The organism is Pseudomonas sp. Marseille-Q0931 (genome assembly GCF_940789645.1).
Classification (GTDB): Bacteria; Pseudomonadota; Gammaproteobacteria; order Pseudomonadales; family Pseudomonadaceae; genus Aquipseudomonas.
In genome coordinates this window covers 512151-535061 of sequence record NZ_CALNWT010000002.1, presented here as the reverse complement: position 1 = coordinate 535061, position 22911 = coordinate 512151, and the positions used below count along the sequence as shown (strand labels likewise).

At 63.0% G+C, this 22911-nt stretch carries 20 protein-coding genes; 9 read left to right on the top strand and 11 right to left on the bottom strand.

Annotation, left to right across the window (positions count from 1 at the left end; translation table 11 throughout):
• Nucleotides 1-42 precede the first annotated feature (42 nt).
• On the top strand, nucleotides 43-450 hold the full coding sequence (gene rnk, locus P3C50_RS08665) for a nucleoside diphosphate kinase regulator (RefSeq protein WP_197859000.1): 408 nt from the start codon (nucleotides 43-45) through the stop codon (nucleotides 448-450).
• A gap of 8 nt (nucleotides 451-458) precedes the next feature.
• Here the strand turns inward: rnk and P3C50_RS08660 are convergent, their stop codons facing one another.
• From P3C50_RS08660 to P3C50_RS08625, 8 genes are all read right to left on the bottom strand, one after another.
• Entirely contained in the window at nucleotides 459-2150 is a 1692-nt protein-coding gene (locus P3C50_RS08660; RefSeq protein WP_275545678.1) for an ABC transporter ATP-binding protein/permease, read from the bottom strand.
• Nucleotides 2147-4933 carry a M16 family metallopeptidase gene (locus tag P3C50_RS08655; RefSeq protein ID WP_275545677.1) on the bottom strand — a complete coding sequence of 929 codons (2787 nt, stop codon included), beginning with the start codon at nucleotides 4931-4933 and terminating at the stop codon, nucleotides 2147-2149. Before P3C50_RS08655 ends, P3C50_RS08660 begins: the two co-directional genes overlap by 4 nt.
• A gap of 14 nt (nucleotides 4934-4947) precedes the next feature.
• Nucleotides 4948-7839, bottom strand: coding sequence for a TonB-dependent receptor (locus tag P3C50_RS08650; RefSeq protein ID WP_275545676.1), 2892 nt, complete (start codon nucleotides 7837-7839; stop codon nucleotides 4948-4950).
• 149 nt (nucleotides 7840-7988) lie between these two features.
• Nucleotides 7989-8960: a FecR family protein gene (locus tag P3C50_RS08645; protein ID WP_275545675.1), complete on the bottom strand. Its 972-nt coding sequence runs from the start codon at nucleotides 8958-8960 to the stop codon at nucleotides 7989-7991.
• Nucleotides 8961-9050: 90 nt separating this feature from the next.
• Nucleotides 9051-9566: a sigma-70 family RNA polymerase sigma factor gene (locus P3C50_RS08640; RefSeq protein ID WP_275545674.1), complete on the bottom strand. Its 516-nt coding sequence runs from the start codon at nucleotides 9564-9566 to the stop codon at nucleotides 9051-9053.
• 88 nt (nucleotides 9567-9654) lie between these two features.
• Nucleotides 9655-12513, bottom strand: coding sequence for a class I adenylate cyclase (locus P3C50_RS08635; protein ID WP_275545673.1), 2859 nt, complete (start codon nucleotides 12511-12513; stop codon nucleotides 9655-9657).
• Between the two features lie 118 nt (nucleotides 12514-12631).
• Nucleotides 12632-12886, bottom strand: a complete 255-nt coding sequence (locus P3C50_RS08630) for a TIGR02647 family protein (protein WP_275545672.1) — start codon at nucleotides 12884-12886, stop codon at nucleotides 12632-12634.
• Between the two features lie 80 nt (nucleotides 12887-12966).
• Nucleotides 12967-13251 carry a hypothetical protein gene (locus P3C50_RS08625; protein WP_275545721.1) on the bottom strand — a complete coding sequence of 95 codons (285 nt, stop codon included), beginning with the start codon at nucleotides 13249-13251 and terminating at the stop codon, nucleotides 12967-12969.
• Nucleotides 13252-13406: 155 nt separating this feature from the next.
• On the opposite strand from P3C50_RS08625, the gene P3C50_RS08620 reads away from it, so the two are divergent.
• The 8 genes from P3C50_RS08620 (at nucleotide 13407) to P3C50_RS08585 (ending at nucleotide 20175) form a co-directional block, all read left to right on the top strand.
• Nucleotides 13407-14204, top strand: a complete 798-nt coding sequence (locus P3C50_RS08620; protein WP_275545671.1) for an IclR family transcriptional regulator — start codon at nucleotides 13407-13409, stop codon at nucleotides 14202-14204.
• The gene (locus tag P3C50_RS08615) at nucleotides 14201-15178 is read left to right on the top strand and encodes a 2-dehydro-3-deoxygalactonokinase (RefSeq protein WP_275545670.1); all 978 of its coding nucleotides are present in this window, start codon (nucleotides 14201-14203) and stop codon (nucleotides 15176-15178) included. The genes P3C50_RS08620 and P3C50_RS08615 overlap by 4 nt, the downstream gene beginning before the upstream one ends.
• Nucleotides 15171-15794, top strand: coding sequence for a 2-dehydro-3-deoxy-6-phosphogalactonate aldolase (locus P3C50_RS08610; RefSeq protein ID WP_275545669.1), 624 nt, complete (start codon nucleotides 15171-15173; stop codon nucleotides 15792-15794). The genes P3C50_RS08615 and P3C50_RS08610 overlap by 8 nt, the downstream gene beginning before the upstream one ends.
• Nucleotides 15795-15879: 85 nt before the next feature.
• Nucleotides 15880-16872 carry a Bug family tripartite tricarboxylate transporter substrate binding protein gene (locus P3C50_RS08605; RefSeq protein ID WP_275545668.1) on the top strand — a complete coding sequence of 331 codons (993 nt, stop codon included), beginning with the start codon at nucleotides 15880-15882 and terminating at the stop codon, nucleotides 16870-16872.
• Between the two features lie 60 nt (nucleotides 16873-16932).
• On the top strand, nucleotides 16933-17421 hold the full coding sequence (locus tag P3C50_RS08600) for a tripartite tricarboxylate transporter TctB family protein (RefSeq protein WP_275545667.1): 489 nt from the start codon (nucleotides 16933-16935) through the stop codon (nucleotides 17419-17421).
• A 35-nt stretch (nucleotides 17422-17456) separates the two neighbouring features.
• Nucleotides 17457-18962 carry a tripartite tricarboxylate transporter permease gene (locus tag P3C50_RS08595; RefSeq protein WP_275545666.1) on the top strand — a complete coding sequence of 502 codons (1506 nt, stop codon included), beginning with the start codon at nucleotides 17457-17459 and terminating at the stop codon, nucleotides 18960-18962.
• Nucleotides 18959-19738, top strand: a complete 780-nt coding sequence (locus tag P3C50_RS08590) for an SDR family NAD(P)-dependent oxidoreductase (RefSeq protein WP_275545665.1) — start codon at nucleotides 18959-18961, stop codon at nucleotides 19736-19738. The genes P3C50_RS08595 and P3C50_RS08590 overlap by 4 nt, the downstream gene beginning before the upstream one ends.
• A complete protein-coding gene (locus P3C50_RS08585; RefSeq protein WP_275545664.1) occupies nucleotides 19735-20175 on the top strand; it encodes a heme-binding protein in 441 nt (146 codons plus the stop codon). Before P3C50_RS08590 ends, P3C50_RS08585 begins: the two co-directional genes overlap by 4 nt.
• Nucleotides 20176-20642: 467 nt before the next feature.
• Here the strand turns inward: P3C50_RS08585 and P3C50_RS08580 are convergent, their stop codons facing one another.
• From P3C50_RS08580 to argH, 3 genes are read right to left on the bottom strand one after another with little or no spacing between them, the layout of a single operon-like run.
• A complete protein-coding gene (locus P3C50_RS08580; protein ID WP_275545663.1) occupies nucleotides 20643-21122 on the bottom strand; it encodes a GNAT family N-acetyltransferase in 480 nt (159 codons plus the stop codon).
• Between the two features lie 21 nt (nucleotides 21123-21143).
• Complete coding sequence (locus tag P3C50_RS08575; RefSeq protein ID WP_275545662.1) at nucleotides 21144-21386, bottom strand: hypothetical protein; 243 nt, start codon at nucleotides 21384-21386, stop codon at nucleotides 21144-21146.
• A 35-nt stretch (nucleotides 21387-21421) separates the two neighbouring features.
• The gene (gene argH / locus P3C50_RS08570) at nucleotides 21422-22816 is read right to left on the bottom strand and encodes an argininosuccinate lyase (RefSeq protein WP_041976060.1); all 1395 of its coding nucleotides are present in this window, start codon (nucleotides 22814-22816) and stop codon (nucleotides 21422-21424) included.
• Nucleotides 22817-22911 lie beyond the last annotated feature (95 nt).

Below are 22911 nucleotides of genomic sequence, written 5' to 3'. Positions count from 1 at the left end.
TTTTGCTTTTTTATGGCTTACGCGAGGAGACCGCCCGGCATCATGAACAGCGCACCTACCATCACCATTACCCGCCTCGATCTGCAGCGTCTGGAGCGCCTGCTCGACAGCCTGGACGAGTTCGGGCCGGGCGCCGAGGCGCTGCAGGCCGAGCTGGATCGTGCCGAAGTGGTGGGGCACGACGAGGTGCCGGCAGGAGTGGTGACCATGAATTCGCGCGTGCACTGCCGCGAAGAGAGCAGCGGCAAGGATTACCACCTGACCCTGGTCTACCCGCAGGACGCCGGCGGCGATGGCAAGGTCAGCATCCTCGCGCCGGTCGGCAGCGCCCTGCTCGGCCTGTCTGTCGGCCAGCACATCGATTGGCCGGTTCCGGGCGGCAAGCAACTCAAGCTGACCCTGCTCGAAGTCGAATACCAGCCGGAAGCGGCCGGCGAATACGACCGCTAAACGGCCGTTCAGGCCGGCAGCGGCTCAGTTTTTGCCGGCCGGCATGCCGCCCCGCACTCCTGCAGATCGATGCTGCGCTCGAACAGGCGCTGCACCGCCGGTTGGTGGCTGACCGCGATCAGCGTGCAGTTCGGCAGGCGTTGGCGCAGCCGTTCGAGGAGTTGGCAGGCGGCCTTGTCATCGAGCTGGTTGGTGGCCTCGTCGAGGTAAAGCGTATCGGGCCGGTAGAGCAGGGCGCGGGCCAGCGCCAGGCGCTGCTGTTCGCCACCGGAGAGCTCCCGGCCCCATTCGGCTTCCCTGTCGAGCTTGTCGATCAGATGCTCGAGGCCCACATCCTTCAACACGCCGATCAGCTTGAGGCTGTTCGGGACCTGCGCTGCCGGATAGGCCAGCGCCTCGTCCAGACGGCCACTAGCCAGGTACGGCTTCTGCGGCAGCAACAGGCTGCGCCCTCCCGGTAACTGCCAGGTGCCACGGTGATGAGGCCAAAGGCCCATCAAAGTGCGAAGCAGCGTGGATTTGCCCAGCCCGCTGGCGCCGGCCAGGCGCAGCCATTCGCCGGGTTGCGCGTGCAGCGTCAGGCCGCACAGCAGCGCTTCGCCATTGGGGCGTAGGACGTCCAGGCCGCAGGTGTTGAGCGTGTCGCCACGGCTGAGTTCGACGGGTTCGAGCCGCTCCATGGCCTGCTGGAACTGGCCAAGGCGCTCCACCGTGGCGCTCCATTCCATCAGCGTGCGGTAGGAGAAGATGAACCAGCTCAGTGATTCGTATACCGCGCCGAAAGCCGTGCGGATCTGCATCAGCCCGCCAAGGGTGATGGTCTTGGCGAGAAAGGCCGGCAGCGCGATGAACACCGGAACGATCAATCTGACGCGTTCGTAGCCGACGGTGAATGTGCCGAGCTTCAGCTCCCGTTGCATCAGGCTCCGCCAGTTGTTGGCAATGGCGGAGAAACGCAGCCGCAGACCTTGCTGCTCGGCTTCCTCACCGCCATACAGGGCGATCTGTTCGGCATGGTCGCGCTTTCGCAGCAGATCGGTACGGAAGGCGGCTTCGCTGCGCTGTCGTTCATAGTTGAGACCATGCAGCGGACGGCCCAGCCAGTGCGTGACCAGGGTGCCAATCAGGGTGTAGATCACCACGGCCCAGACCAGGTAGCCATCGAGGGTCACGCTGTAATCGCCAAGCGTGAAGGTCTGCGTGCCGGAAAGCTGCCAGAGAACGCTGACGAACGCGCCGATCTGCATGGTGTTGATGAACAGCGAGACGACCAGGCCGACGGTCTTGTCCGACAGCAGATACGCGTCCTCGGCGATACGCTGATCGGGGTGGTCCGGTTCGCCGCTGAGGCCTAGGCGGTAGTAGCGGCGCTCACCAAGCCAGCGTTCGAGCAGGTAGTCGTTGAGGTGCTGGCGCCAGCGCAGGATGAGCGCCTTGGTGAGCCAGTTCTTCGAAACGATGACGGCGATCAGCGCCGCGATGGCCAGTGAGTAATCACCCATCAGGGTGAGCAAAGCGCCGCCATCGAAAGTCGCCAGGGTGTCGTAGAAACGCTTGCTCCAGGCGTTGATGTAGACATTGGCCTGGACGATGCCGATGCCCATGGCGAACACCAGGCCAAGCAGCGCCCAGCCCGGCCAGCCGGCGCGGCTGCCCCAGAATGGCCTGGCCAGCATGAAGAACATCCGCAGGGTTTTCACGAGTCGGCATCCTTGGGCAGCACCTGCATGCGCACTTCATTGGCCCGCGGGAACAGCTGGCGCGCCAGACGCTGCATGGGTTCGGGCTCTAGCGCGGCAGGCAATTGCCCTTGCTCGCTGAGGTAGCGCGGATCGCCCCAGGCGCGTTCGCTGAGAATCAGGCGGTGCAACTGGGTGGCGGGGTCTTTGCGGCGTTCGGCTTCCTTGCGCGCCAGGTCGTTGCGCAGGCCGGCAACGCGTTGCGCGGTTACCGCCTCCGGCAATGTGGCCAGGGTTTCCTGTGCCAGTTGCCAGAGTTCATCGGCTCGTTGTGGCGAGCTGCTGAAGTGCAGTTCGCTGTCGATGCGCTGATGATCGGCGCTCAATTCGGCCTCGAAGCGCAGGCGATAAATGCCGGTAGCGTCGCCGCGCAGGCGCTGCTTGAGCTGGGCATTGGCGATTTCACGCAGGGCTTTGATGCGCGCGGCATCGGCCGGGTTCCAGGCGTGGGGTTGGAAGCTGCTGGCATAGAGGGCCGCACGCGGCTCCATCGCGATAGCCAGCGTGGCCTGGCGCCGGCCCGGCTGGCGGGGAAGACTGGCATCGGGCAGCGGTTCGCCGCGCGGAATCGCGGCCAGGTACTGGCTGACCAGGGCGGTTAGTTCGGCTTCGCTCAGCTCGCCCATCAGGTAGTAGGTGACCGGGGCTGCAGCCTGACGCTGCCAGTCCGCTTCCACCTGCTCGCGTTTGAGCGTGGCCAGGGCCTGCGCGGTTGGCTGCTGCCAGTCGTTCTCACCTTGCTTGAGACGCCGCCAGGTGGCGTCCTGCTCGCTGCGCACATGGTCGCGCTGGCGCGACAGTTGGTCCCGCAGCGCCTCGATGCTTTCGCCATAGGCCTGGTCATCCAGGCTGCTGCGAACCTGACGTGCCTGATACAGCGCCAGCAGGCTGCGCACGTTTTTTACCTCAGCGCTGCCCTGAGCTTCCAGGCGGCTGGCGCCTTGCGCGAAGGACAGTTGCACACCCTCGCGTTTTTGCCAGGCGCTGAACTGTTCGTCGCTCCAGCCCTGCGGTGGGGTCTGCAACGCCAGCTGGTTGGCGATCTGCGCGCGCCAGGGCACGGCGCCTTCGTGCAGGAAGCCGGCAGTGGAGTCGACCCGCAGTTGTACCTTGCCGTCGGCCCCTGGGCGGCGCAACCACACCAGGCGGTCACCGTTGCTCAACTGCCAGTGCTCCACCTGCTCGGCGGCGAAGCTGCGCCGCTGCAGCACACGGCCGCCTGGCAGATCGCTGGTCAGCCGCGGAATTTCCACCTCGGCCTGAGCGACAGGCGGCAGCGGTGCAGCCAAATCCGCCCGCGCCATGGCCTGCCATTGCTGCAGCACAGTATCGGCGGTGGGCAGGTTCAGCTCCGTACCGCCAGGTGCACTGAGCTGCAACACCCGGTCCGGGCTGGCCAGCCAGCTGCGGATGCGCTGCTGCAGATCGTTCGCGCTGATGCTGTCCAGGCTGTCCAGGGCATTGCGGGCGATCACCGCGGGGTCCTGCAACACCCGCTCGGCAATGGTTGCATCGTTGAGTTGGCGTACCCAGCCATCGAAATCACGCGGGGCGGGATCATTCAGCATGCGTTCGGCGATCTGGCGAACGTCGTCTTTAGCCGTCTGCACATCTTGCTCATGCAGGGCGTGACGGTTGATCCGCTGCAGTTCACGCAGCAGGGTTTCCAGCGCTTGCGGGTGATGCTGGCCCTTGACCGAGGCGGCCACGGCCAGCACGCCGGTGCGCCGGCCGATCTGGGTCTTCACGGCGGTGAGGCTGCTGGCGGTATTCTCGTCCAGCGGCTGGCGGCGCAACTGGCGCGACAGCACGCTGAGGGCCAGGCGGTCGATCAGGCGTTCACGGCCGCCGGCCACGGTCTGCTCGCGGCTGTCGAGTTGCTGGAAGCGAAACAGCAGGGCCATCTGGTTGCTGCCGCTCTGACTGTCCTGCACGCGAAACACCTTGAGCTTGTCGTCCAGCGGCAGTTCCAGATACTCGCGGCTCGGCACCTGGCCGCGCTGAAACTTGGCGAAAGCCTGTTCGATCTGCGCGATCATCTGTTGCGGCTCGAAGTCGCCGACCACGTTAAGCACCATGTTGCCCGGCAGATACCAGCGTTGCTGGAAGGCCTGCAACGCGCTCAGCTGCGCCTGTTCGATGGCCTGGCGGTTGCCGATGGTGCGGTGCGCCGGGTAACGCGAACCGGTGCGTTGGGCCGCGGTGCGCTTGGCGTTCATACGCTGCGCCACGCCGAGGCCGCCGCGCCATTCCTCGATGACGATGGGGCGCTCGCGCTGCAGATCATCCGCTGTGAAGTCGGCGGCGAAAGCCATGGTCGCCAGGGTCTGCAGTGCCAGCTCCGTACTCTTGACGCCATTGGGCGGGCTGAGCAGGTACTGGGTTCGCTCGTAACTGGTCACCGCATTGAAGTGACGGCCTTGCTGCCACCCCGCCTTCAACAGGCGCTGGCGCGCGTCCAGCGTGTCGCCGCCATGGCTGTAGAACGCCAGGTGTTCGAGCATGTGGGCGACGCCGACCTGGTCGTCGGCCTCGTCCACCGAGCCGGCATGTACCGTCAGGCGCACATCCAGACGGCCCTTTTGTTCATCGAGGCGTATCAGGTTGTAGCGCAGGCCGTTGGGCAGCTCGCCGCGCGTGACGATGGGATGCCATTGCAGCGGCGCGTCGCCGTCGGGCAGGGAGGTGCAGGCACCGAGCAGCAGCGCTGCCAGTGCCGTGATCAGGATTTTCACGGGATGCATGGGCGCGCGCCTTATTAGAATTGGTAGCCGACTTCGAGCCAGTACTGGCGGCCGGTCTCGTAGCTGATGGTGCCGGCTCTGTCGCTGACGATGGTGTTGATCTTGTCGGTGACGTTGGTGATGTCGACCGCTACATAGGTCGACTGGGTGCCGCCAAGCGGCAGTGTCCACTTGATTCTGGTATCCCAGGTTGGCGCGGCGGGTACGCTGCCGACTTCGTAGTTCTCGTAGTCGGCGCCATCGATGGTGATGGTATCCGGGCTGGCGCGGAAAATCTGATCGTAGGGGCCGCGGTAGCGCAGGAAGTTGGTCCAGGTCAGGTTCAGCGCCGGGATGCTGGTCACCGTATTCAGGCGCACGGTCCACGGGCGGTTGAAGTTGTCGGCCGGCAGTTCGCTATAAGGCATGAGGCTGCCGTCGAAATAGACGTCGTCGTCCGCCAGGCGGCTTTCGTTGAGAGTGTTCTCGTAGCTGTTCTGCGCGCTGCGTGTGCGGTTCCAGTCCAGGCCCAACAGAAAGCTGGTCTGGGTGCCTGCGAACCTCAGGTTTTGCAGCGGGTTGACCGTCAGGGTGACGGTCTCGTTGCGGCTTTTTCCGGCATTGGTGTAGGTGTAGTAGTTGGCGATGCTGTCTGTGCCATCGCCCGCTTCCAGGCCAAGATAACTGGCACGGCTGCGCACTACCTGATCCTTGCCGTCGCGGTGCACGTACTTGAGTTCGAACTGCATGCCCAGCGCTTGCTGGGCGAAGCCGATCATCCATTCGTCGTCGTAGGGAATGTCGATCTTGCGGAAGCTGCTCTCATCGACGCCAAAGTTGGTCCAGGGGCCGAAGTCGCGGATGGTGTCGGTATTGGAGTTCAGGCGCGTGGCCCGCCAGCGCAGAGACTCACGGCCATCGGCGAGGCGGTATTTGAACAGGTTGCGCCCGTAGTAACGATTGGCGCCGACGGTCAGCACGCTGCGCTCGTCGCCGAAGAAGTCGTAGCTGGCCGCGAAGCGCGGCGCGATGGTCTTCCTGTCCATGTAGTTATCGGCGTCGAAGCGTACGCCAGGGCGCAGTTTGAGATTGCCGATCTGGATGTCGTCCTGCAGGTAGAGCGCATAGTCGATCTGTTCGGCTTCCACCTTTCCCGCTCTGACGTTGTTCAGCAGGCCAAAGTACTGGCGCTCGGGCTTGCCGGTGGCATCGACACTGACCGAGCAGTACTCCGTATCGAGCGTGCCACTGGCGGTGACGCAGCTGGTGCCAGCGGTCGCCGTGGTGCGCCTGAGCACCGAAGCGCCAAAGGCATCTTCCATCACTTCGTAAGATGCCTTCTGCCTGCGTACTTCCAGGCCAAACCCCAGCGTATGGGTCGCGGCCGCGAAGTTGAACGGATTGGCTACTATGTCCAGGTTGTACTCGAAGCCGGTTTGCCGCTGTTCGAGATCGCCCATGCCGCCTTCGACACTCGTGGAGCCAGCACCGCGCAGCGGGTTGCCCCAGTTCTTGTCCTGCGACCAGCGCCACTGCTTGTGAACGTTGCTGTCGGTGTCGCGCGAGCTTTGCACCATCTTGTAGGCGAGCTGATGGGTGTAGGTGAAGGTGTCGCCCGTCCAGACGGTTTTGAGGGCAGCGGTCTGGCCCCCCTGGTCGATTCGAAAACCGGAGTTTTTCTGGTTGTTCTTGAAAAAGGTGTTTTCAGCCGGCGCATCGACCAGGGTCAACGTCATGTCCAGACGGTCATGGGGCGTCCAGAATGCCTTGATCATCTTGTTGTCGATGTTGCGCTTCTGGTCCTTCTTGACCTGGTCGCCCGTGCTTTCAAAGCCTCCGTCGTAGGTATACAGCGGAATCTCGGAGTTCTTGCGCACGAAGCTGCCGAGCAGCCCGAAGTTATCGGTGACATGGCCTTCGAGCAGAACTCGGGTGGTGAGCTTCTTGAATTCCGGCTGGTTGGAGTAAGTGCTGGACTTGGCGAATTCCTCTTCGCTCATCTCGTCATGGTTGATGTGGTATTCGGTCCAGTCGGACTTGGTCATCTGCGCGGAAATCTTGCCATGGAAGTCGTGCGTCGGTCGGCGGGTGATCGCGTCGATGACGCCGCCGTTGAAGCGCCCGTACTTGGCCGAGACGTTGGAGTCGTAGACCCGCACCTCTTCAAGCAGGTCGGCGTCCAGAGCGATGCCGAAGGCGTTGCTGGGCAGGCCATAAGCGTTGTTTATGTCGTTACGCGAGCCACTGCTTGCCCCTGGGTCCAAGTCGTTGTTGATGCTGACGCCATCGACCATGAAGTTGTTCTGGTAGAACTTGGCCCCGTTGATGCTGATGTCCGCCGGGTTGATTTCGCCGGGTGTATTGGAGCTTTGCTGGGTGGTATCGAAGCGCACGCTGGGGTGCATCTTGAGCATGGTGGTCATGTCGCCATTGGCACCGGCGAAGTTCTCGATGGCGCGGCGGTCGATGACGGCTTCGCCCTGGTAGGCACTGTCTGATCTGCCCATCACCACCGAGTTGCTCAGTTCCAGCACATCGCTTTGTCTGTCGAGCTGATGGAAGCTCAGCAGCCCTTGCTCAAAGCTCCAGCCGATGTTGCTGCCGGTAAGCATTCGTTGCAGGGCCTGCTCAGCGCTCATCTGCCCTTTGACCTGGTTGCCATGCCGGCGTGCGAGCAGGTAAGGGTCGGCGCTGATCTGAATGCCACTTTGCTGGGCGAAGGCGATCAGCGCGTCGCCCAGGGGTTGGGCGGAAATGTCGAAGACATGCTGTTGCTGCAGCTGGACGCTCACGCTGTCATTGGCCAGCGCATGGCTGGTCGCCATAGGCAGGGCGCCACACTGGACCAGAATGCCCAGGCTGATGGCCCGAACCAGTTTCTGACGATGGATGGCGGGAGTTCCTTGCCGCTGCAACTGCTTGTCCATGTTTTCCCCGAACAGGCCAGAGGCCCAAATGAAAGCTAATGCGAATCTGTATCGATTCGAGTTCGAGGCAATGACGTTCCGGCGCGGGAAATTTTCAGAAATTTTTCAATTATTTTCGTATGAACGAAAAAGACGCCGCACGGAGCGGCTCAGGGCTGGCCTTCGACGATGCGCAACCAGCCGGTCCAGGTGCTGACCCGGCCCTGATAGGGTTGCACCACGGCGCGCAGGGCCGCGTCCGGATCGTTCAGGTCGTAGACGCCGGTAATGCGTTTCTCGCCGAGGGTTTCGTTGCGCAGAACCAGCTTGCCGGGTAGGTGAGGGCGCAGTTCGTCGAGCACGTCGGCAATCCGTGCATCGCGCGCTACCAGCTTGCCGTGCTGCCAGGCGGCGATCTGGCTGACCGGGAGCTTGTCGAGGCTCACTTCGTCATCGCTGCGCCAGCGTAACCGCTGTCCCGACTGCAGCGATTCCGCTATCAGGCTATCGTCCTGCGCGACGCGCACCGAGCCGTGCTGCACCGCCACGGCCAACTTACCGGGACGGATGGCGACGTTGAAGGCGGTGCCGGTGACGGTGATCTGCAACTGATCGGCATCGACGGTGAAGGGGCGGCTCTTGTCCGGCGCCACTTCGAAGAACGCCTGGCCGCTGAGCAGGCGGACTTCACGTCGATTGCCGTCGAACTCGACGGCAATTGCCGATTGGCTGTCCAGTTGTATGCGGCTGCCGTCGTCCAGCTCGATGCTGCGCTGCTCGCCGAGACCGGTGCGGTAGTCACTTTGGTAACTCAGGTAGGCGTCCGGCGCGATGAATACCACCAGGCAAGCAGCCAGCGAACCTGCGAGCAGGGCGGGCCAGCGGCGGCGACGCGAACGCAGCGGGCGCGCCGCCCGCGGGATTGCCGTTACTGGTGGCGCGACATCGGCAGGCACTTCGGTAGCTGCAGACTGAGCCATGCCGGTCAGCCGCCAGACCCGCTCGGCCTTGCGGTAGGCCTCGACATGGTTGGCATCGCTGGCCAGCCAGGCGGCCAGCTCGCTGCGCAACGCGGCATCCTCCGGGCGCTGCTGGATGCGCAGCAGCCAGTCCAGAGCGATGTGTCTGAGGTTGCCGGTCATGGTCGTTCCGGGGTGTCCTGAAAAGTGGGCAAGGGTCGCACAGTGGCGGCCATACGAGCAAAAGACGGATCAGCGCAGCGGATTTTCAGATCAGCCATTGGCCTGCTCCAGGCGGTCGGCGCAATGACACAGCGCCTGGTGCACCAACTGATGCGCCAGGCCGACTGAAATGTTCAGTGTCGCGGCGATGTGCTGCAAGGTGTGGCCTTCCAGGCGGTGCATTTCGAAGGCGCGCCGCACGCGTTCCGGCAGTTCGGCCAGGGCCGCATTGACGATGCGCAGCTCGTCGCTGCTGGCAGCCTGCTGCTCCGGCCCGGGCGTGTGGTCTGACAGTTCTTCGAGCAGGCGTTCGCCATCGGCCTGCTGGCGCTCGCTGGTCACCCGGCGGATCAGGTCGAAGGCGAGATTGCGAACGATGCGATAGAGATAACCGACCGGCTGGTTGATCGCTGCCTCTTGGTCGGCGCGGCCGTTGAAGCGCAGCCAGGCTTCCTGAACGACATCTTCGGCCTGGGCGCGGCAGCCGAGTATGGGGGCGGCGTAGTCTACCAATGCATTGCGATGGGCGAGGTAGAGGTCGAGTTTCGAGTTGGGTGATGAGGACACGATACGGGCTGCCGGCGGCTGCGGACATCGGGAGCGTCACAGCGAGCCGGCATCATATCTCTAATGAGAATCCTTATCAATAATGCATCTAAAGGGTTCGCAGCGCCTGGTTCAGAGCTTCTTCCAGGCTGGTCTTGAAGCGTAGGTAGTTCACCACCGAGGGGTGGCGGTCGCCTTGTACGGCGGACAGATCGAGGTCGGTGATGTAGCACGGGTAGCGCTCTTCGTCGCGGCGCTGGGCGAGGATATGGCGTGCCACGCTGGCGAACAGCGAGTCGCCGTATTCCAGTTCGGAAAACTCGCGATGGTTGCAGTACAGCGTGACATGGCGCTGGCGGCCGTCGCCCGGCTCGACGATGGCCTGCACATCGTAGAAGGGATGGCTGACCTGGGACTCGGGCGCCGGCCTTCGCTCGAGGCGCTGGGCGCGCAACGGCGCAGCCGGAAGCAACTGATAGTAAAGGATTTCCAGTGCCGGCGGGTTGTCGCTGCCATCGAGCGGCAGCATGGCGTTGCGCCGATACAGCAGCGACTGCAGAAAGCGCTGCAGCGGCGTGAGCAGGCTTTGCTCGTCACGAAACGGCAGGCGTCGGCGCCACAGGGCGTTGTGCTCGTCGAGCAGGGTCAGCTCGGCTTCGCCGCTGGTTTCGTGCAGGCGGTAGAACACCTGGATGCACTGTGGACGCCCCATGGGCAGGATCAGTGCCAAGTCGTCGCTATCGAGCGCATGGCGGTCCAGGCGCAGCGGGCTGTAGATGTCCTGTTCGGCGCCTAGGTGATCGAGCAGTGCGGGCAGATCGCCCAGCGCGGCATGGCTGACCTGGCCGGGCTTCAGTTGCAGCACGTGGTAATGCTGGCGCACCTGCACCAGGTAGCGCGATTGGCGACCTTCGGCGTAGCTTTCGAGCAGATCGCGCAGCAGCTCTTCGACCCGCTCGGCGATGGCCTGGGCACGATTGCGGCAATAGCAGCGCACGACCACCTTGGGTTGCGGGCCGCCCAGCGGCAGGCTGTTGAGCAGGTCGCGCAGGCAGTCGAGCAGCGCGTCCTGGCCGTCGTAGCGGCTGACCTGCAACTCGTTCCAGCTGTTGAGCACGATCTGGTCGAGGGTCAGCACCAGGTTCTCGCGGACTCCGGAATATCCCAGCGCATCGGTGCGCCCGGTGGTCATGTGCACGTTCATCTGGCTGTGCTGTTTGAGCGGGTCGACGCCGACATTGACCAGCAACAGCACTTCGCCGGGCACGCTGGCGCGCAGGAGGGCCGCCTCTTCCACGCTGGGCAGGGGCAACGGGAAGCTCTGCTGCAGGCTGCCGATCAGGTTGGACAGCTCGTACTCGGTGAGGTCGCTGGTGCCCGGGTGCAGCGACAGGCGCGTGCTGCTATCGATCACGCCGTTGCGATGGCACCAGGCAAGCAGCTCGATCAGTTCGCGCGAGCGCTTCAGCGGCGCGAAATCGGCCCACTCCTGAGCGCCCAGGCTGCCATTGAACAGCGCCCAGAGGTTTTCGTTCGGCGCCTCGGGGCTGGGATACTGGACCAGGGTCAGGGTGTCTTCGGCCAGGTCCGGGGCGATGCCGGGGTTGATGAACTCAACCTTGCCGGCCTTGCGCTCGAATGCGGCGTACAGACGTCTGCCCAGTACATTCAGGTCGCGATTGTTCAGCGAGCTGCCGGCCTGGGCGCTGCGGGCGAACTGCGAGAGGAAGCGGTAGCTGTAGGTCAGCTCGTTGACCAGCACACGCCGTTCGGCGGCGACCTGGCGCACCTTCCACTGGCTGCGGCTGTCGAGCACGCTGAGCTGGCGAGTCTGCCAGCCCCACTCGTCGGTCAGGCGTTCCAGTAACAGGCGCTGCCAGCTCTTGGTGCGACCGCGGGTCGGCGGGCGGCTGATCTTCTTGTTCACCTTGAGGTACAGGCAGCGGCGGATCAGCTCGAGCCTTTCCCGGTCGTCCCGTGCGCTGAGATATTCCTCCAGGCGGCGGTAGACGACGATATAGGGGTCGAGTTCGTCGAGGTCCAGGCGGCCTTCGAACACCGCCTGCTTGAAGCGCAGCGCCAGGCATTCGACCTTCGGGTGTTCGCTGGCGTAGACCTCGGTGAGCAGCAGCTTGAGCGCGGACTTGTAGGGCGACTCGATGCCCTTGTACAGCTGCCACATGCCCGCGCCGATGAATTCTTCCGGCGGGATGTGCGCCAGATGGCCAAGGTCGAGTACGTCTTCGGCGCGCACGAAACGCTTGCTCAGCAGAGTGCGGCAGTAGTCGTGATAGCGCGCCTCCTCGTAAACCGGCACCAGCCACCAGATCGGCGTGCGTCCGCCGAGCCAGATCGCGGTGCGGTAGAACTCGTCGAGCAGCAAGTAGTGTTGGGTGGTGCCGCAGTCGTCCGAGGTCAGCTGCGCCTCACGTGCGCCCTGGGTGAAGCGTTGCGGGTCGACCAGAAAGACATGCACTTCGGCGCCCTGGGTGGCGGCCCAGCTTTCCAGCTGGTCGCATTTTTTGCGCAGGTCCTGCAGCTCCTGCGCGGTGAGGTTGGGCGAGTGGCACAGCCACAGGTCCATGTCACTCTGCTCGGCTTGGGCCACGGTGCCCAGGCTGCCCATCAGGAACAGTCCATGCAACGGCGCAGCACCCTGGCCGCGACGCGGCTTGTAGACGAAGGAGCGGGTCAGGCGCTGCACTTCGGCCAGGCTCTCGTCGTCCGGCTCGAAACCGCTGAGGCCGGCCGGTGTGCTGGCCGAAACATAGCCGGGCAGCAGCGGATGGTTGACGTGCAACAGCAGCGGCAACAGCTTGAGAACCAGCTGCTGACGCGTGGACAGCGCTTCCATGGCCCGTTGCAGACGGCCTTGGTTGATCTGCAGAAAGCGCGCACGCAACTGTGCCAGCACCTTGCGGTCGATGCCGTCATCGATATCGGGGCGTATTTCCTGCGTGCGCGTCATGCTCGAACTCTACTGCGGGTGCGGCAAGCCTATCAGCGGCGTGCTCGCCAGTGCAGTGCCTTGACGCTATATCGCCCGCCGCGCCTTCCCCTTGAGGGCGGCCGGCGGGCAACCGAAATTAAGCGGAGGTGGTCTTGCGGGCCGAAAGAATGGTCAGCAGCGCCTGTGCATGTTCGGCAGCGTCGATGCCCAGGCTGGTCAGGTAGCCGCCATCGGCCTGGCTCACCAGGCCTTTTTCGTAGAGGCGAGTAATGGCGCCCTGTGCCTTGAATGAGGCGTTGTTGTGCACCTTGAGCCCTTCCTGATGGTTGTCCAGGTTGTACAGGGCGAGGATTTCCAGCTCGTCGATCAGGTCAGCGTCGAATGACTTCATGGTGACTCCGTCTTGTCGTTATGGCGCTCTTGCAGTGTAGAACCCTGTGGCGCGCTCTGCCTATCGGCGAGTTGCCTGGTTCAGCTTTCTTCCGGCAGCTCCGGTAGAGCGCGCAGGGCCTGTTCATACCAGGCGCCATCGAAGGGGCGATCCTCGCACAGCATGGCGTCGACTTCATGAGCCAGCACCAGCGCCATCAGCTCGAGAATCTCCTCGCGCTGGTAACCGACCAGCGTCAGCGTGTTGTACACCGCCTTGGCGGCAGCCGGTTCGCCACTTTCCAGCTGGTTCTCGATCGCCTGGATCAGGGTGGCTTCGGCGAAGTCTTCGTCTTCTTGCTCGTCGACAGTGCTCAAGGTGCAAATCCATGTCTTTGGAAAGAGTGTTCAGTTTGACAGCGTGGTTGCGTACTGGCCATGCGGAATACCTTGTGAATTATTGACTCCTATAATGTGGGAGTTGGTTTCGCATGTTGAGAATTATAAAAAAGCCGATTAGAGTCCATCGTCAGGAGAGACCTATGTCCCATAAAAACAACAACCAAGCACCCACTGGTGCCCAGGCGCTTTTCAGAGGGCTGGCTGTGATCGACGCCGTTGCCCAGGGGGCCAGCAGCCTCGCCGACATCGGTGCAATCATTGGCTGTACGCGCAGCACCACTCATCGCCTGATCACCGCTCTGGTGCAGGCAGGTCATTTGCGCGCCATTGGCGGTAGCGCTGGTGGCTATCAGCTTGGCCCAAAACTCATCGAACTCGGCTACAAGGCCCGCGCGCAGATGCCGCTGGCGAATGTGGCGCGCCCTCATCTGGAGGCCTTGGCACGGTTAACCCAGGACACCGTGCACCTGGGCGTGCGTGAGGACGGCGATGTGCTCTACATCGAGAAGCTACCGAGCAGTCGCGGTCTAGAAATGCGCTCGCGAATCGGCCTGCGCATGCCCCTGGCGCTGACGGGAATTGGTAAGTCGCTGATGCTCGACCTGACGGAAACGCAGTGGTTGGAGCTATACGAACAGGGCCTGCGACGTCGAGCCGGGCAGTCTGGCTTGCGTGAGGTTTTTACGCCTTGGGATGAGTTTCGCGAGCTGATGAACGGCTATGCCAAGGGCGGTTTCAGCCTCGACTTAGAAGAAAACGAGCTGGGCGTGCGCTGTGTCGCCGCGCCAGTTCGCGATGCCAGCGGGCAAATTGTCGCTGCGCTGAGTGTTGCCGGTGCCATCCCTTATATGCCGGAAGCACGTCTGCACGAATTGCGCCCGGACGTAACGGCTTGTGCCGTCGCCATTTCCCGAGAATTGGGTTGGAGTGCCTCATGACTGAACGCCACTCGCCGACGCTGATCGCCCTCGACTGGGGTACCTCATCGCTACGCGCTTATCTGCTCGGCGAAGACGGCCGGGTGCTGGCTTCGCAGAGTCGGCCGTGGGGCGTACAGCACACACCAGATGGCGATTTTGCCCGCGCTTATGAAGAGTTGATAGGTGACTGGCATCGCCAATGGCCTGAGCTGCCTGCGCTGGCGTGCGGCATGATTGGCAGCCGCCAGGGCTGGCGCGAGGTGCCCTACGCCGTATGCCCGGCTACGGCGAGCGACCTGGTGGATGGGTTGCTGGCTTTGCATACTGCCTGCGGCACGCTGCATCTGGTGCCCGGGGTGCTCGATGCAGGCGCGCTACCCGACGTGATTCGAGGTGAAGAAACCCAGGTCTTCGGTGCTTTGCAACTGGCCCCTGAACTAGGTGACGACGCCTTGCTGGTTTTGCCGGGTACCCACAGCAAATGGGTCACGGTGCGCGACGGCGCGATCAGCCACTTCGCGACCTATATGACAGGCGAGTTGTTCGCGGTCTTGCGTGACCATTCGATTCTTGGTCGCCCGGCCCGTGAGCAGGGAAGCGAGCGCAGCGACGCGGCTTTCATTGGCGGGCTCGATGCCGCTCGGCAGAGCGGCGCCGAAGGTATTTCCGGTCGTCTGTTCAGCACCCGCAGTCTTTTGCTCACCGACCGCCTGAGCGCGGGAGAGAGTTTGGATTATCTCTCTGGACTGCTGATTGGCGAGGAGCTGCGAAGCGTGCTCGCCAGTCTTGAGGGTGGCGCCTGTCCGCCGCTGGTGCTGATTGGCGATGCCCACCTGTGTGAGCGCTATCGATTGGCCCTGGCTCGCTTTGGCGTGGACTCCGTACGCATCCTGGAAAACGCCGGGGTCGTGGGGCTCTGGAACCTGGCCTGTGCCGCCTCTCTTGTCATCGCACCGCCTGTCGACGCTTCGAGGAGTGCCCAGCATGGATGATTCCTACCTGCAGCAATTGCCGCTGATCGCCATTCTGCGCGGTGTCACCCTTAAGGAGATCGTCCCCATAGGCTTGGCGCTCTATGAGGCAGGCTTTCGCTTGATCGAGATTCCACTGAATTCGCCGCAGCCATTGCAGAGCATCGGCTTGCTGGCGGCTGAACTGGGTGATCGCGCACTGATCGGAGCAGGCACCGTGCTCAGCACAGGGCAGGTGGAAGAGGTGGCGCAGGCTGGTGGGCGCTTGATCGTGTCGCCCAACTGCAACCCTGAAGTGATTCGCGCCACACGCCGCGCCGGGCTGTTCAGCTCGCCTGGGGTGGCCACACCGAGTGAAGGCTTCGCCGCGCTGGAGGCCGGTGCCCAGGTGCTCAAGCTGTTTCCCGCCGAGCAATTCAACCCGTCGATCATCAAAGCCTGGCGCGCGGTGTTCTCTCGTGACATCGCCCTGCTGCCGGTCGGCGGTATTACGCCAGCGGGTATGGCCGCGTACGTCCAAGCGGGTGCCAGCGGTTTCGGTCTTGGTTCGGCGTTGTACAAGCCGGGAATGAGCGTGGCCGAGGTCGGCGAGAACGCGGCAGCCTTCGTGTCGGCCTGGAGGGCAACGCAAAACTGATATTCGCTGCACCCAATCACCATGACAGCTGTACTCGACAATAATAAAAGGAGAGCTCGTTATGCTCATTAATCATGCACCCCGCATGTCACAGTCTTTCACCCTCGGCAAATTGCTGAGCCGCGCCGGTTGCAAACTGGCCGCACTCACCCTTGCACTGGGCTTGGCCATACCAGCGATGGCCGCCGAATGGCCAAGTCGTCCGGTGAGCATTATTGTGCCGGCTGGTGCTGGAGGCGGTTCCGATGGAACCGCGCGGATCCTGTCCAAGTACCTCAAACAGGAGCTGGGCCAGCAGTTCAATGTCATCAACCTGGGCCAGGGTGGTGGTGTGGTTGGCATTCAGAAGATCATCAGCTCCAAGGCCGACGGCTACACCTTGGGGATCCTGTTCAACTATGCCCACTACAAGGAGATGGGCCAGGCCGACTTCAAGGCTAGCGACTTCACGCCCATCGGCCAGTACAACTTCGACCTGGCCGGCTTCCAGGTCAAAACCGATTCGCCCTTCACCAACCTGCGCCAAGCGCTCGATGCGCTGAAGGCGGACCCCGCCAAATACACCATCGCCTGCGCCGGCGGTTGCGGAGGTTCCTGGCCGATGGCCGTGGCCGGGCTGCTGGATGCCTGGCAGGTCGACATGCAAAAAGTGCGCATGATTCCCGGCCAGGGCGCCGCTGCGGCGATGCAGGATCTGGCTGCTGGCGGTGTCGACTTTGTACCGTGCTCGTTACCCGAGGCCGACGCGCTGCTGCGCTCGGAAAAAGTACGCAGTCTCGCTGTATTCGGCTCCGAGCGTCAGGCCGCCTACCCGAATGTGCCGACCCTGAAAGAGGAAACTGGCCTGGATCTGGAACTGGGTTCGTTCCGTGCACTGGTGGCGCCTGCCGGCCTACCAGACGACATCAAGATCAGGCTCGAGACGACCCTGGAAAAAATCTACAACGACCCCGAATGGCGTAAGGAAATGGAAGATCGTGGCTTCCGTCCGCAGTGGCGCAACGCTGAGGCCTTCGGAGAGTACCTGGAACAGCACACCCGCGACGTTCAGTCTCTGATCGGCAAGCTCAATCCTTAACCGACACAGTGGCCGCCTATGCCTGTTAGGGGCCATTGCCGATCGACAGGAGCGCACAGTATGAAATTCAGCGATATCACTCTTGGGGTGAGCTTCACCCTGCTCGGGTTGGTTGTGTTGGTACACGGTCAGCAGATGAAAACTTCGCCGTTCTTCCAGTACGGCGCCGGCTTCTTTCCTTCGATCATCGGCAGCCTGTTGGCGGTCTGTGGGGTGATCCTGCTGATCAAGGGCATCCGCCTGACGCTGGTTCAGCAAGGCGGTTTCTGGCTGGTACAGGCCGGCCCCTGGATGTGTGATCGCGAGCGAGTGATCAATGTCGTGCTGGTGCCGCTGCTGGTGGTGGCGTTCATCGCGGCTATCGAAAGCGTCGGTTTTCCGCTGTGTAGCGTGTCGTTGGTGGGGTTGCTCTGTCAGCGCTTCAGCGGTCGTCCGTTGCTGTCCTGGGTGACCGCGGTGCTGGTTACGGTGTTTCTCTACCTGTTTTTCCAGCAGCTGATGAGCGTGCAATTGCCCATGGGCGTTCTCGCCAACTACCAGGGGCGCTGAGCGTGGACGCGATAATCAATGCTTTCGGTATGGTCATGACCTTCGAGGTCCTGGTGGTGATGATGATTGCCGCCTTGTACGGCCTTTTTGTCGGCGCCATTCCTGGGCTCACTGCCAGCATGGCGGTAGCGCTGATGGTGCCGGTGACCTTCTTCATGGACCCAGTGCCAGCGATTGCCGCCATCGTCACCATGGCCGCCATGGCGATCTTCTCCGGCGACCTTCCCGCCGTGTACATGCGCATGCCCGGTACGCCGGCATCCGCGGCCTACACCGAGCCCTGCCATGGCCTGTCGCAGCGAGGCCTGGGTGAGTATGCGCTAAGCATGAGTGCGGTCAGCTCGGCCATCGGCGGCAGCGTCGGCGTACTGGCGCTAGTCCTGTTCGCGCCATCCCTGGCCGAGTTCGCCCTCAACTTCAGTTCGTTCGAATATTTCTGGCTGGCCTGCATGGGCCTGACCGCCGCCATTGCGGTGTCTGACAGCTCGCCAGTCAAAGGTGCAGTGTCGCTGCTGCTCGGATTGCTGGTGGCAAGCGTGGGACTGGACCCTGTTTCCGGTGAGGCGCGGTTTACCTTCGGCAATGCTGACCTGCTCGGCGGTTTGGGTTTCATCCCGGTGATCATCGGTATGTTCGCCGTGGCGGAGATCCTGCGCTTCTGCACCCGTAACAGCCGCGCGGGCAACTCCCGGCAGGCCGCCCTGGTGCCTCAAAAGCCGATGCTGCTGCAGGCGCTGCGCGACATCTTCAAGTACAAGCTGGGTGTCGCCCGGGGGTCGTTCGTCGGTGTGCTGGTGGGCATTCTGCCTGGGGCCGGCGCCGACGTGGCGGCGTACATTTCCTATGCAATGTCCAAGCGCGCAGCGGCCCGGCGCACCACCTCGGATGAGATCAACATGGCCAAGATTGTTCCGGCTACCGCAGCTAACAACGCGGCAGTTGGTGGCAGTTTCATCCCGGCCACGGTGTTCGGGATTCCCGGAGATTCGCTGACCGCCATCGTCATCGGCGTGCTGTTCATGAAGGGCCTGAGTCCGGGCCCAACTATCTTTACCGAGAACGCCGACATGATCAGCGCGGTGTTCCTGGCGTTCCTGCTCGCCAACCTCATGCTGATTCCTTTCGGTTTTCTCGCCATCAAGCTGTTCAAGCGCGTGCTGCAGGTGCCGCAGAGCATCCTCATGCCGGTGATCCTGGCGTTCTCTATCGTCGGTGCCTTCGCCGTGGAAAACACCCTGTTCGCCATCGTCATCATTCTCGCCTTCGGCATCATCGGCTTCGTCATGGAAGAAAACGGTTTTCCACTGGCGCCAATGATCCTCGGCATCGTCCTCGGGCCGATGCTCGAGGAAACCTTCATCACCTCGATGATGCGCGCCCAAGGCGACCTGATGGTGTTCTTCGAACGCCCGGTGTCGCTGGCGCTCGCCATCATTACCCTGTCTCTGTGGCTGCTGCCGCTGCTGTTGCGCTTACTCAAACACCGCGCAGGCATTGCCCCGGAATCCCCTGCTCACCGTAAAGAGGAATGCACCCAATGACCTTCAACGACCTGCGCGGCAAGCGCGTTCTGATCACCGGCTCCACACAGGGTATCGGCTTAGCTACTGCGCGCGCCTTCGCCAAGCTTGGCGCCAACGTCGGCATCACCGCACGCAACTCGCCGGCCAACCTCGATTCGCTGCTCAGTGAGTTGTCAGCCGATGGCGGCCAGGCGGCGTTCTTCGCTGGCGATCTCGGTAAGACTGAAGCCTGCGTTGCCACGGTTGCGGCATTCGTCGAGCGTTTCGGCGGTATCGATGTATTGATCAACAACGCTGGGGCACTGCTGGAGCGCCGTGGCCTGGAGAGCATCGATGACGCCTTCTTCGATGCCATGACCGACGTCAACCTGCGTTCGGCGCTGATGTTCACCCGTGAGGCCATTCCCCATCTGCGCGCCTCGGCCAAAGCCAGCGGACAGAGCGCCGCAGTGATCACCACCGGCTCGATCGCCGCGCATGGCGGCGGTGGCCCCGGCGCTAGCCTCTATGCTGCGGCCAAAGCCTGGTTGCACAACATTCAGCGCAACTGGGTACGTGAATTTACCCCGGTCAATATCCGGTTCAACATCGTTTCGCCTGGCACCGTGGACACTGCCTTCCACGCCGATAAGGATGAGGCTGCGCGCGCAGCGGTCAGCACCACCATCCCGATGGGCCGCTTTGGCACCCCGGAGGAAATGGCGCCGTCTTATCTGTTCCTCGCTTCACACGCCTGCAGCGGCTACATCACCGGGCAGGTGCTCGATGTCAACGGTGGGCAGGCAATGCCATGAGTGCATCAGACCGATTCGCTCCCGGTGTACTGAGCTATGGCGCTCCTGTCGATTTGCAGCAGGCGCGACATATTGCTGCAGCGGCTGAGCGTGAAGCGTTGGCCAACGGCTGGCCGATGGTGATTGCAGTGGCTGACAGCGGTGGAAACCTGGTGCTGTTGCACAAACTCGATGAAGCGGCCCTGGGCAGCGTCGATATAGCGATCAAGAAGGCGTCCACTGCGGCGCTGTTCAAGCGCTCGACTAAGGGCTTCGAGGAAACTCTGGCAACTGGCGGCGCGGCACTACGCTTGCTGTCGATGCACAATGCCATTCTGCTTGAGGGTGGTGTGCCGCTGGTTCGGGATGGCGAGGTCATCGGCGCTATAGGCGTGTCAGGCATGCACCCGACCCAGGACGGGCAGGTGGCGCTGGCCGGCGCTGCAGCGCTGGGCTAATCACAGAGCCCGCGTGTACTACGCGGGCGTGTTTGCCCAGCAACGGTTGGCAATTGCCTGCAGATTTTCGTGGCTATTGAACAGCGCGGTCATCAGCTCGCAACAGATACGCGTGCCGATCAGGCCCTCGCCGGCCAGGCGGTAGCCGGCGTGCTCGCTCTGCAGGCGGGCTGAAGTGTTCGTAGAAGTCGATAGCCGCGGTGTTCCAATCCAGCACTGACTATTCAAGGCGGCCACCGCCAGTTAATGCAGCAGCGCGCCTTGCTGCTTCTGAAGCAGGCTCATTCGCAGGGTGCGCCGACGCCTTTCAGGCTGACTTCAAAATTGCAGGCGAAAACCTGAGTTAGCAGCTCGACTGCAAAGATTCGTATTGAGGGTGCGGTATTCTGCGATGAAGATCGGTTCGCCCTGGCTGCACATGTATCACCTTAGGCCAGAGGTGTTGCCCTAGCCAGACGCTGGCTTTCTCAGCCTGCGGCGAAGTCCAGCAAGGCCTGGCCGGTGAGGCGATAGGTGGTCCATTCGCTTTGCGGGCGGGCGCCGAAGGACTCGTAAAAGTCGATGGCGGGCGTATTCCAATCCAGCACCGACCATTCGAAGCGGCCGCAGCCGCGCACCACGGCCAATTGCGCCAGGTGGCGTAGCAACGTTTTGCCGGCGCCTAGGCCCCGTGCTTCGGGGCTGACGTAAAGATCTTCCAGATACAGACCGTGCTTGCCCAGCCAGGTGGAGTAGTTGAAGAAGTACACGGCGTAACCGATCGGCTCGCCGTTCAGTTCACAGATCAGCCCATGAGCAGTGCTGCCATCGGCAAACAGGCTGTCGCGGATCCCTGCGGCATCGGTCTTCACTTCGTGCTCGGCCTTTTCGTAGATGGCCAGGTCAGTGATGAAGCGCAGGATCAGCTCGGCGTCGTCAGGGGTGGCGGGGCGGATGTCTATAGGCATGGAAATGTCTCGTGGCAGCGTTCAGCTGTAAGTGACGGTCAGCCACGTCAGGGGCAGGCCAACCAGGCAGAGGAAGCCGAACGTTGCGACCCAGGCGCTGCGCGAACCCGAAGGGTCGGTCACGCGCAGCGGCAGATTCGGGTAGCGGCCCAGCGTCAAAAGTCGTAGTGCCAGCCAGCCGCTGGTGTAGAAGACGTAGCCGATTATGATTTCAAGCATGATCTCGGCGAGTAGCGCCAAGCCGCGCAACAATAATTCAGGCATGGGAACTCCTTTTCCCGTTTCTCGCCGAGCCGTGCTTAGCGGCTGGCCAGCAGTTCCCGGCCGCGTGCCACCGCCGCACGCACCTGAGCCGGTGCGGTGCCGCCGATGTGGTTGCGGGCGTTAACCGAGCCTTCCAGGGTCAGCACGGCGAACACGTCCTGCTCGATCTGGTCGCTGAACTGGCGCAGCTCGTCCAGGCTCATCTCGGCCAGGTCCTTGCCGCTGTCGACGCCGTACTTCACCGCGTGGCCAACGATTTCGTGGCAGTCGCGGAACGGCAGGCCTTTGCGCACCAGGTAGTCGGCCAGGTCGGTGGCGGTGGAGAAACCGCGCAGCGCCGCTTCACGCATGATGGCGTGCTTGGGTTTGATCGCCGGGATCATGTCGGCGAAGGCGCGCAGCGAATCGCGCAGGGTGTCGGCTGCGTCGAACAGCGGTTCCTTGTCTTCCTGGTTGTCCTTGTTGTAGGCCAGCGGCTGGCCTTTCATCAGGGTCAGCAGGCCGGTCAGGGCGCCGAACACGCGGCCGGTCTTGCCGCGCACCAGCTCGGGTACGTCGGGGTTCTTCTTCTGCGGCATGATCGAGCTGCCGGTGCAGAAACGATCCGGGAGGTCGATGAACTGGAACTGGGCGCTGGTCCACAGCACCAGTTCTTCGGAGAAGCGCGACAGGTGCATCATCGCCAGCGAGGCGGCGGCGCAGAATTCGATGGCGAAGTCGCGATCCGATACGCCGTCCAGGGAGTTGCCGCCCACGGCGTCGAAGCCCAGCAGTTCGGCAGTGATTTCACGCTGAATCGGGTAGGTGGTGCCGGCCAGCGCAGCGCTGCCCAGCGGCATGCGGTTGGTGCGCTTGCGGCAGTCGACCAGGCGCTCGTAGTCGCGCGACAGCATCTCGAACCAGGCCAGCAGATGGTGGCCGAAGGTCACCGGCTGGGCTGTCTGCAGGTGGGTGAAGCCGGGCATGATGGTCTCGGCTTCGCGCTCGGCCTGTTCCAGCAAGCCCTGCTGCAGGCGGGTGATTTCCGCCAGGATCAGGTCGATCTCGTCACGCAGCCACAGGCGGATGTCGGTGGCTACCTGATCGTTGCGCGAGCGGCCGGTGTGCAGCTTCTTGCCGGTCACGCCGATGCGGTCGGTCAGGCGCGCTTCGATGTTCATGTGCACGTCTTCCAGGTCGACGCGCCAGTCGAAGGTGCCAGCTTCGATCTCGCCCTGAATCTGCTTCAGGCCATCGATGATCGCATCGCGCTCGGCGTCGCTGAGCACGCCGACCTTGGCCAGCATGGTGGCGTGGGCGATGGAGCCCATGATGTCGTGGCGGTACAGGCGCTTGTCGAATTCGACCGAGGCGGTGAAGCGGGCGACGAAGGCGTCGACGGGCTCGCTGAAGCGGCCGCCCCAGGATTGGTTGGTTTTTTCGCTGCTCATGGTTCGGGCTCTGGATCGGGCTGACCTAATTGCTGGCCAGCATGGCGGACAAAGTGGGTCGATAATAGCAGGGTCGGCGGACGTTTCGCCGGGCC

Bases quoted from the DNA above. Each gene is read 5' to 3' on its own strand.
- P3C50_RS08590 (WP_275545665.1), top strand. From the start codon at position 18,959: ATGACCTTCAACGACCTGCGCGGCAAGCGCGTTCTGATCACCGGCTCC.
- P3C50_RS08605 (WP_275545668.1), top strand. From the start codon at position 15,880: ATGTCACAGTCTTTCACCCTCGGCAAATTGCTGAGCCGCGCCGGTTGC.
- argH (WP_041976060.1), bottom strand. From the start codon at position 22,816: ATGAGCAGCGAAAAAACCAACCAATCCTGGGGCGGCCGCTTCAGCGAG.
- P3C50_RS08595 (WP_275545666.1), top strand. From the start codon at position 17,457: ATGACCTTCGAGGTCCTGGTGGTGATGATGATTGCCGCCTTGTACGGC.
- P3C50_RS08615 (WP_275545670.1), top strand. From the start codon at position 14,201: ATGACTGAACGCCACTCGCCGACGCTGATCGCCCTCGACTGGGGTACC.
- P3C50_RS08585 (WP_275545664.1), top strand. From the start codon at position 19,735: ATGAGTGCATCAGACCGATTCGCTCCCGGTGTACTGAGCTATGGCGCT.
- P3C50_RS08650 (WP_275545676.1), bottom strand. From the start codon at position 7,839: ATGGACAAGCAGTTGCAGCGGCAAGGAACTCCCGCCATCCATCGTCAG.
- P3C50_RS08645 (WP_275545675.1), bottom strand. From the start codon at position 8,960: ATGACCGGCAACCTCAGACACATCGCTCTGGACTGGCTGCTGCGCATC.
- P3C50_RS08620 (WP_275545671.1), top strand. From the start codon at position 13,407: ATGTCCCATAAAAACAACAACCAAGCACCCACTGGTGCCCAGGCGCTT.
- P3C50_RS08580 (WP_275545663.1), bottom strand. From the start codon at position 21,122: ATGCCTATAGACATCCGCCCCGCCACCCCTGACGACGCCGAGCTGATC.
- rnk (WP_197859000.1), top strand. From the start codon at position 43: ATGAACAGCGCACCTACCATCACCATTACCCGCCTCGATCTGCAGCGT.
- P3C50_RS08655 (WP_275545677.1), bottom strand. From the start codon at position 4,933: ATGCATCCCGTGAAAATCCTGATCACGGCACTGGCAGCGCTGCTGCTC.
- P3C50_RS08610 (WP_275545669.1), top strand. From the start codon at position 15,171: ATGGATGATTCCTACCTGCAGCAATTGCCGCTGATCGCCATTCTGCGC.
- P3C50_RS08600 (WP_275545667.1), top strand. From the start codon at position 16,933: ATGAAATTCAGCGATATCACTCTTGGGGTGAGCTTCACCCTGCTCGGG.
- P3C50_RS08630 (WP_275545672.1), bottom strand. From the start codon at position 12,886: ATGAAGTCATTCGACGCTGACCTGATCGACGAGCTGGAAATCCTCGCC.
- P3C50_RS08635 (WP_275545673.1), bottom strand. From the start codon at position 12,513: ATGACGCGCACGCAGGAAATACGCCCCGATATCGATGACGGCATCGAC.
- P3C50_RS08575 (WP_275545662.1), bottom strand. From the start codon at position 21,386: ATGCCTGAATTATTGTTGCGCGGCTTGGCGCTACTCGCCGAGATCATG.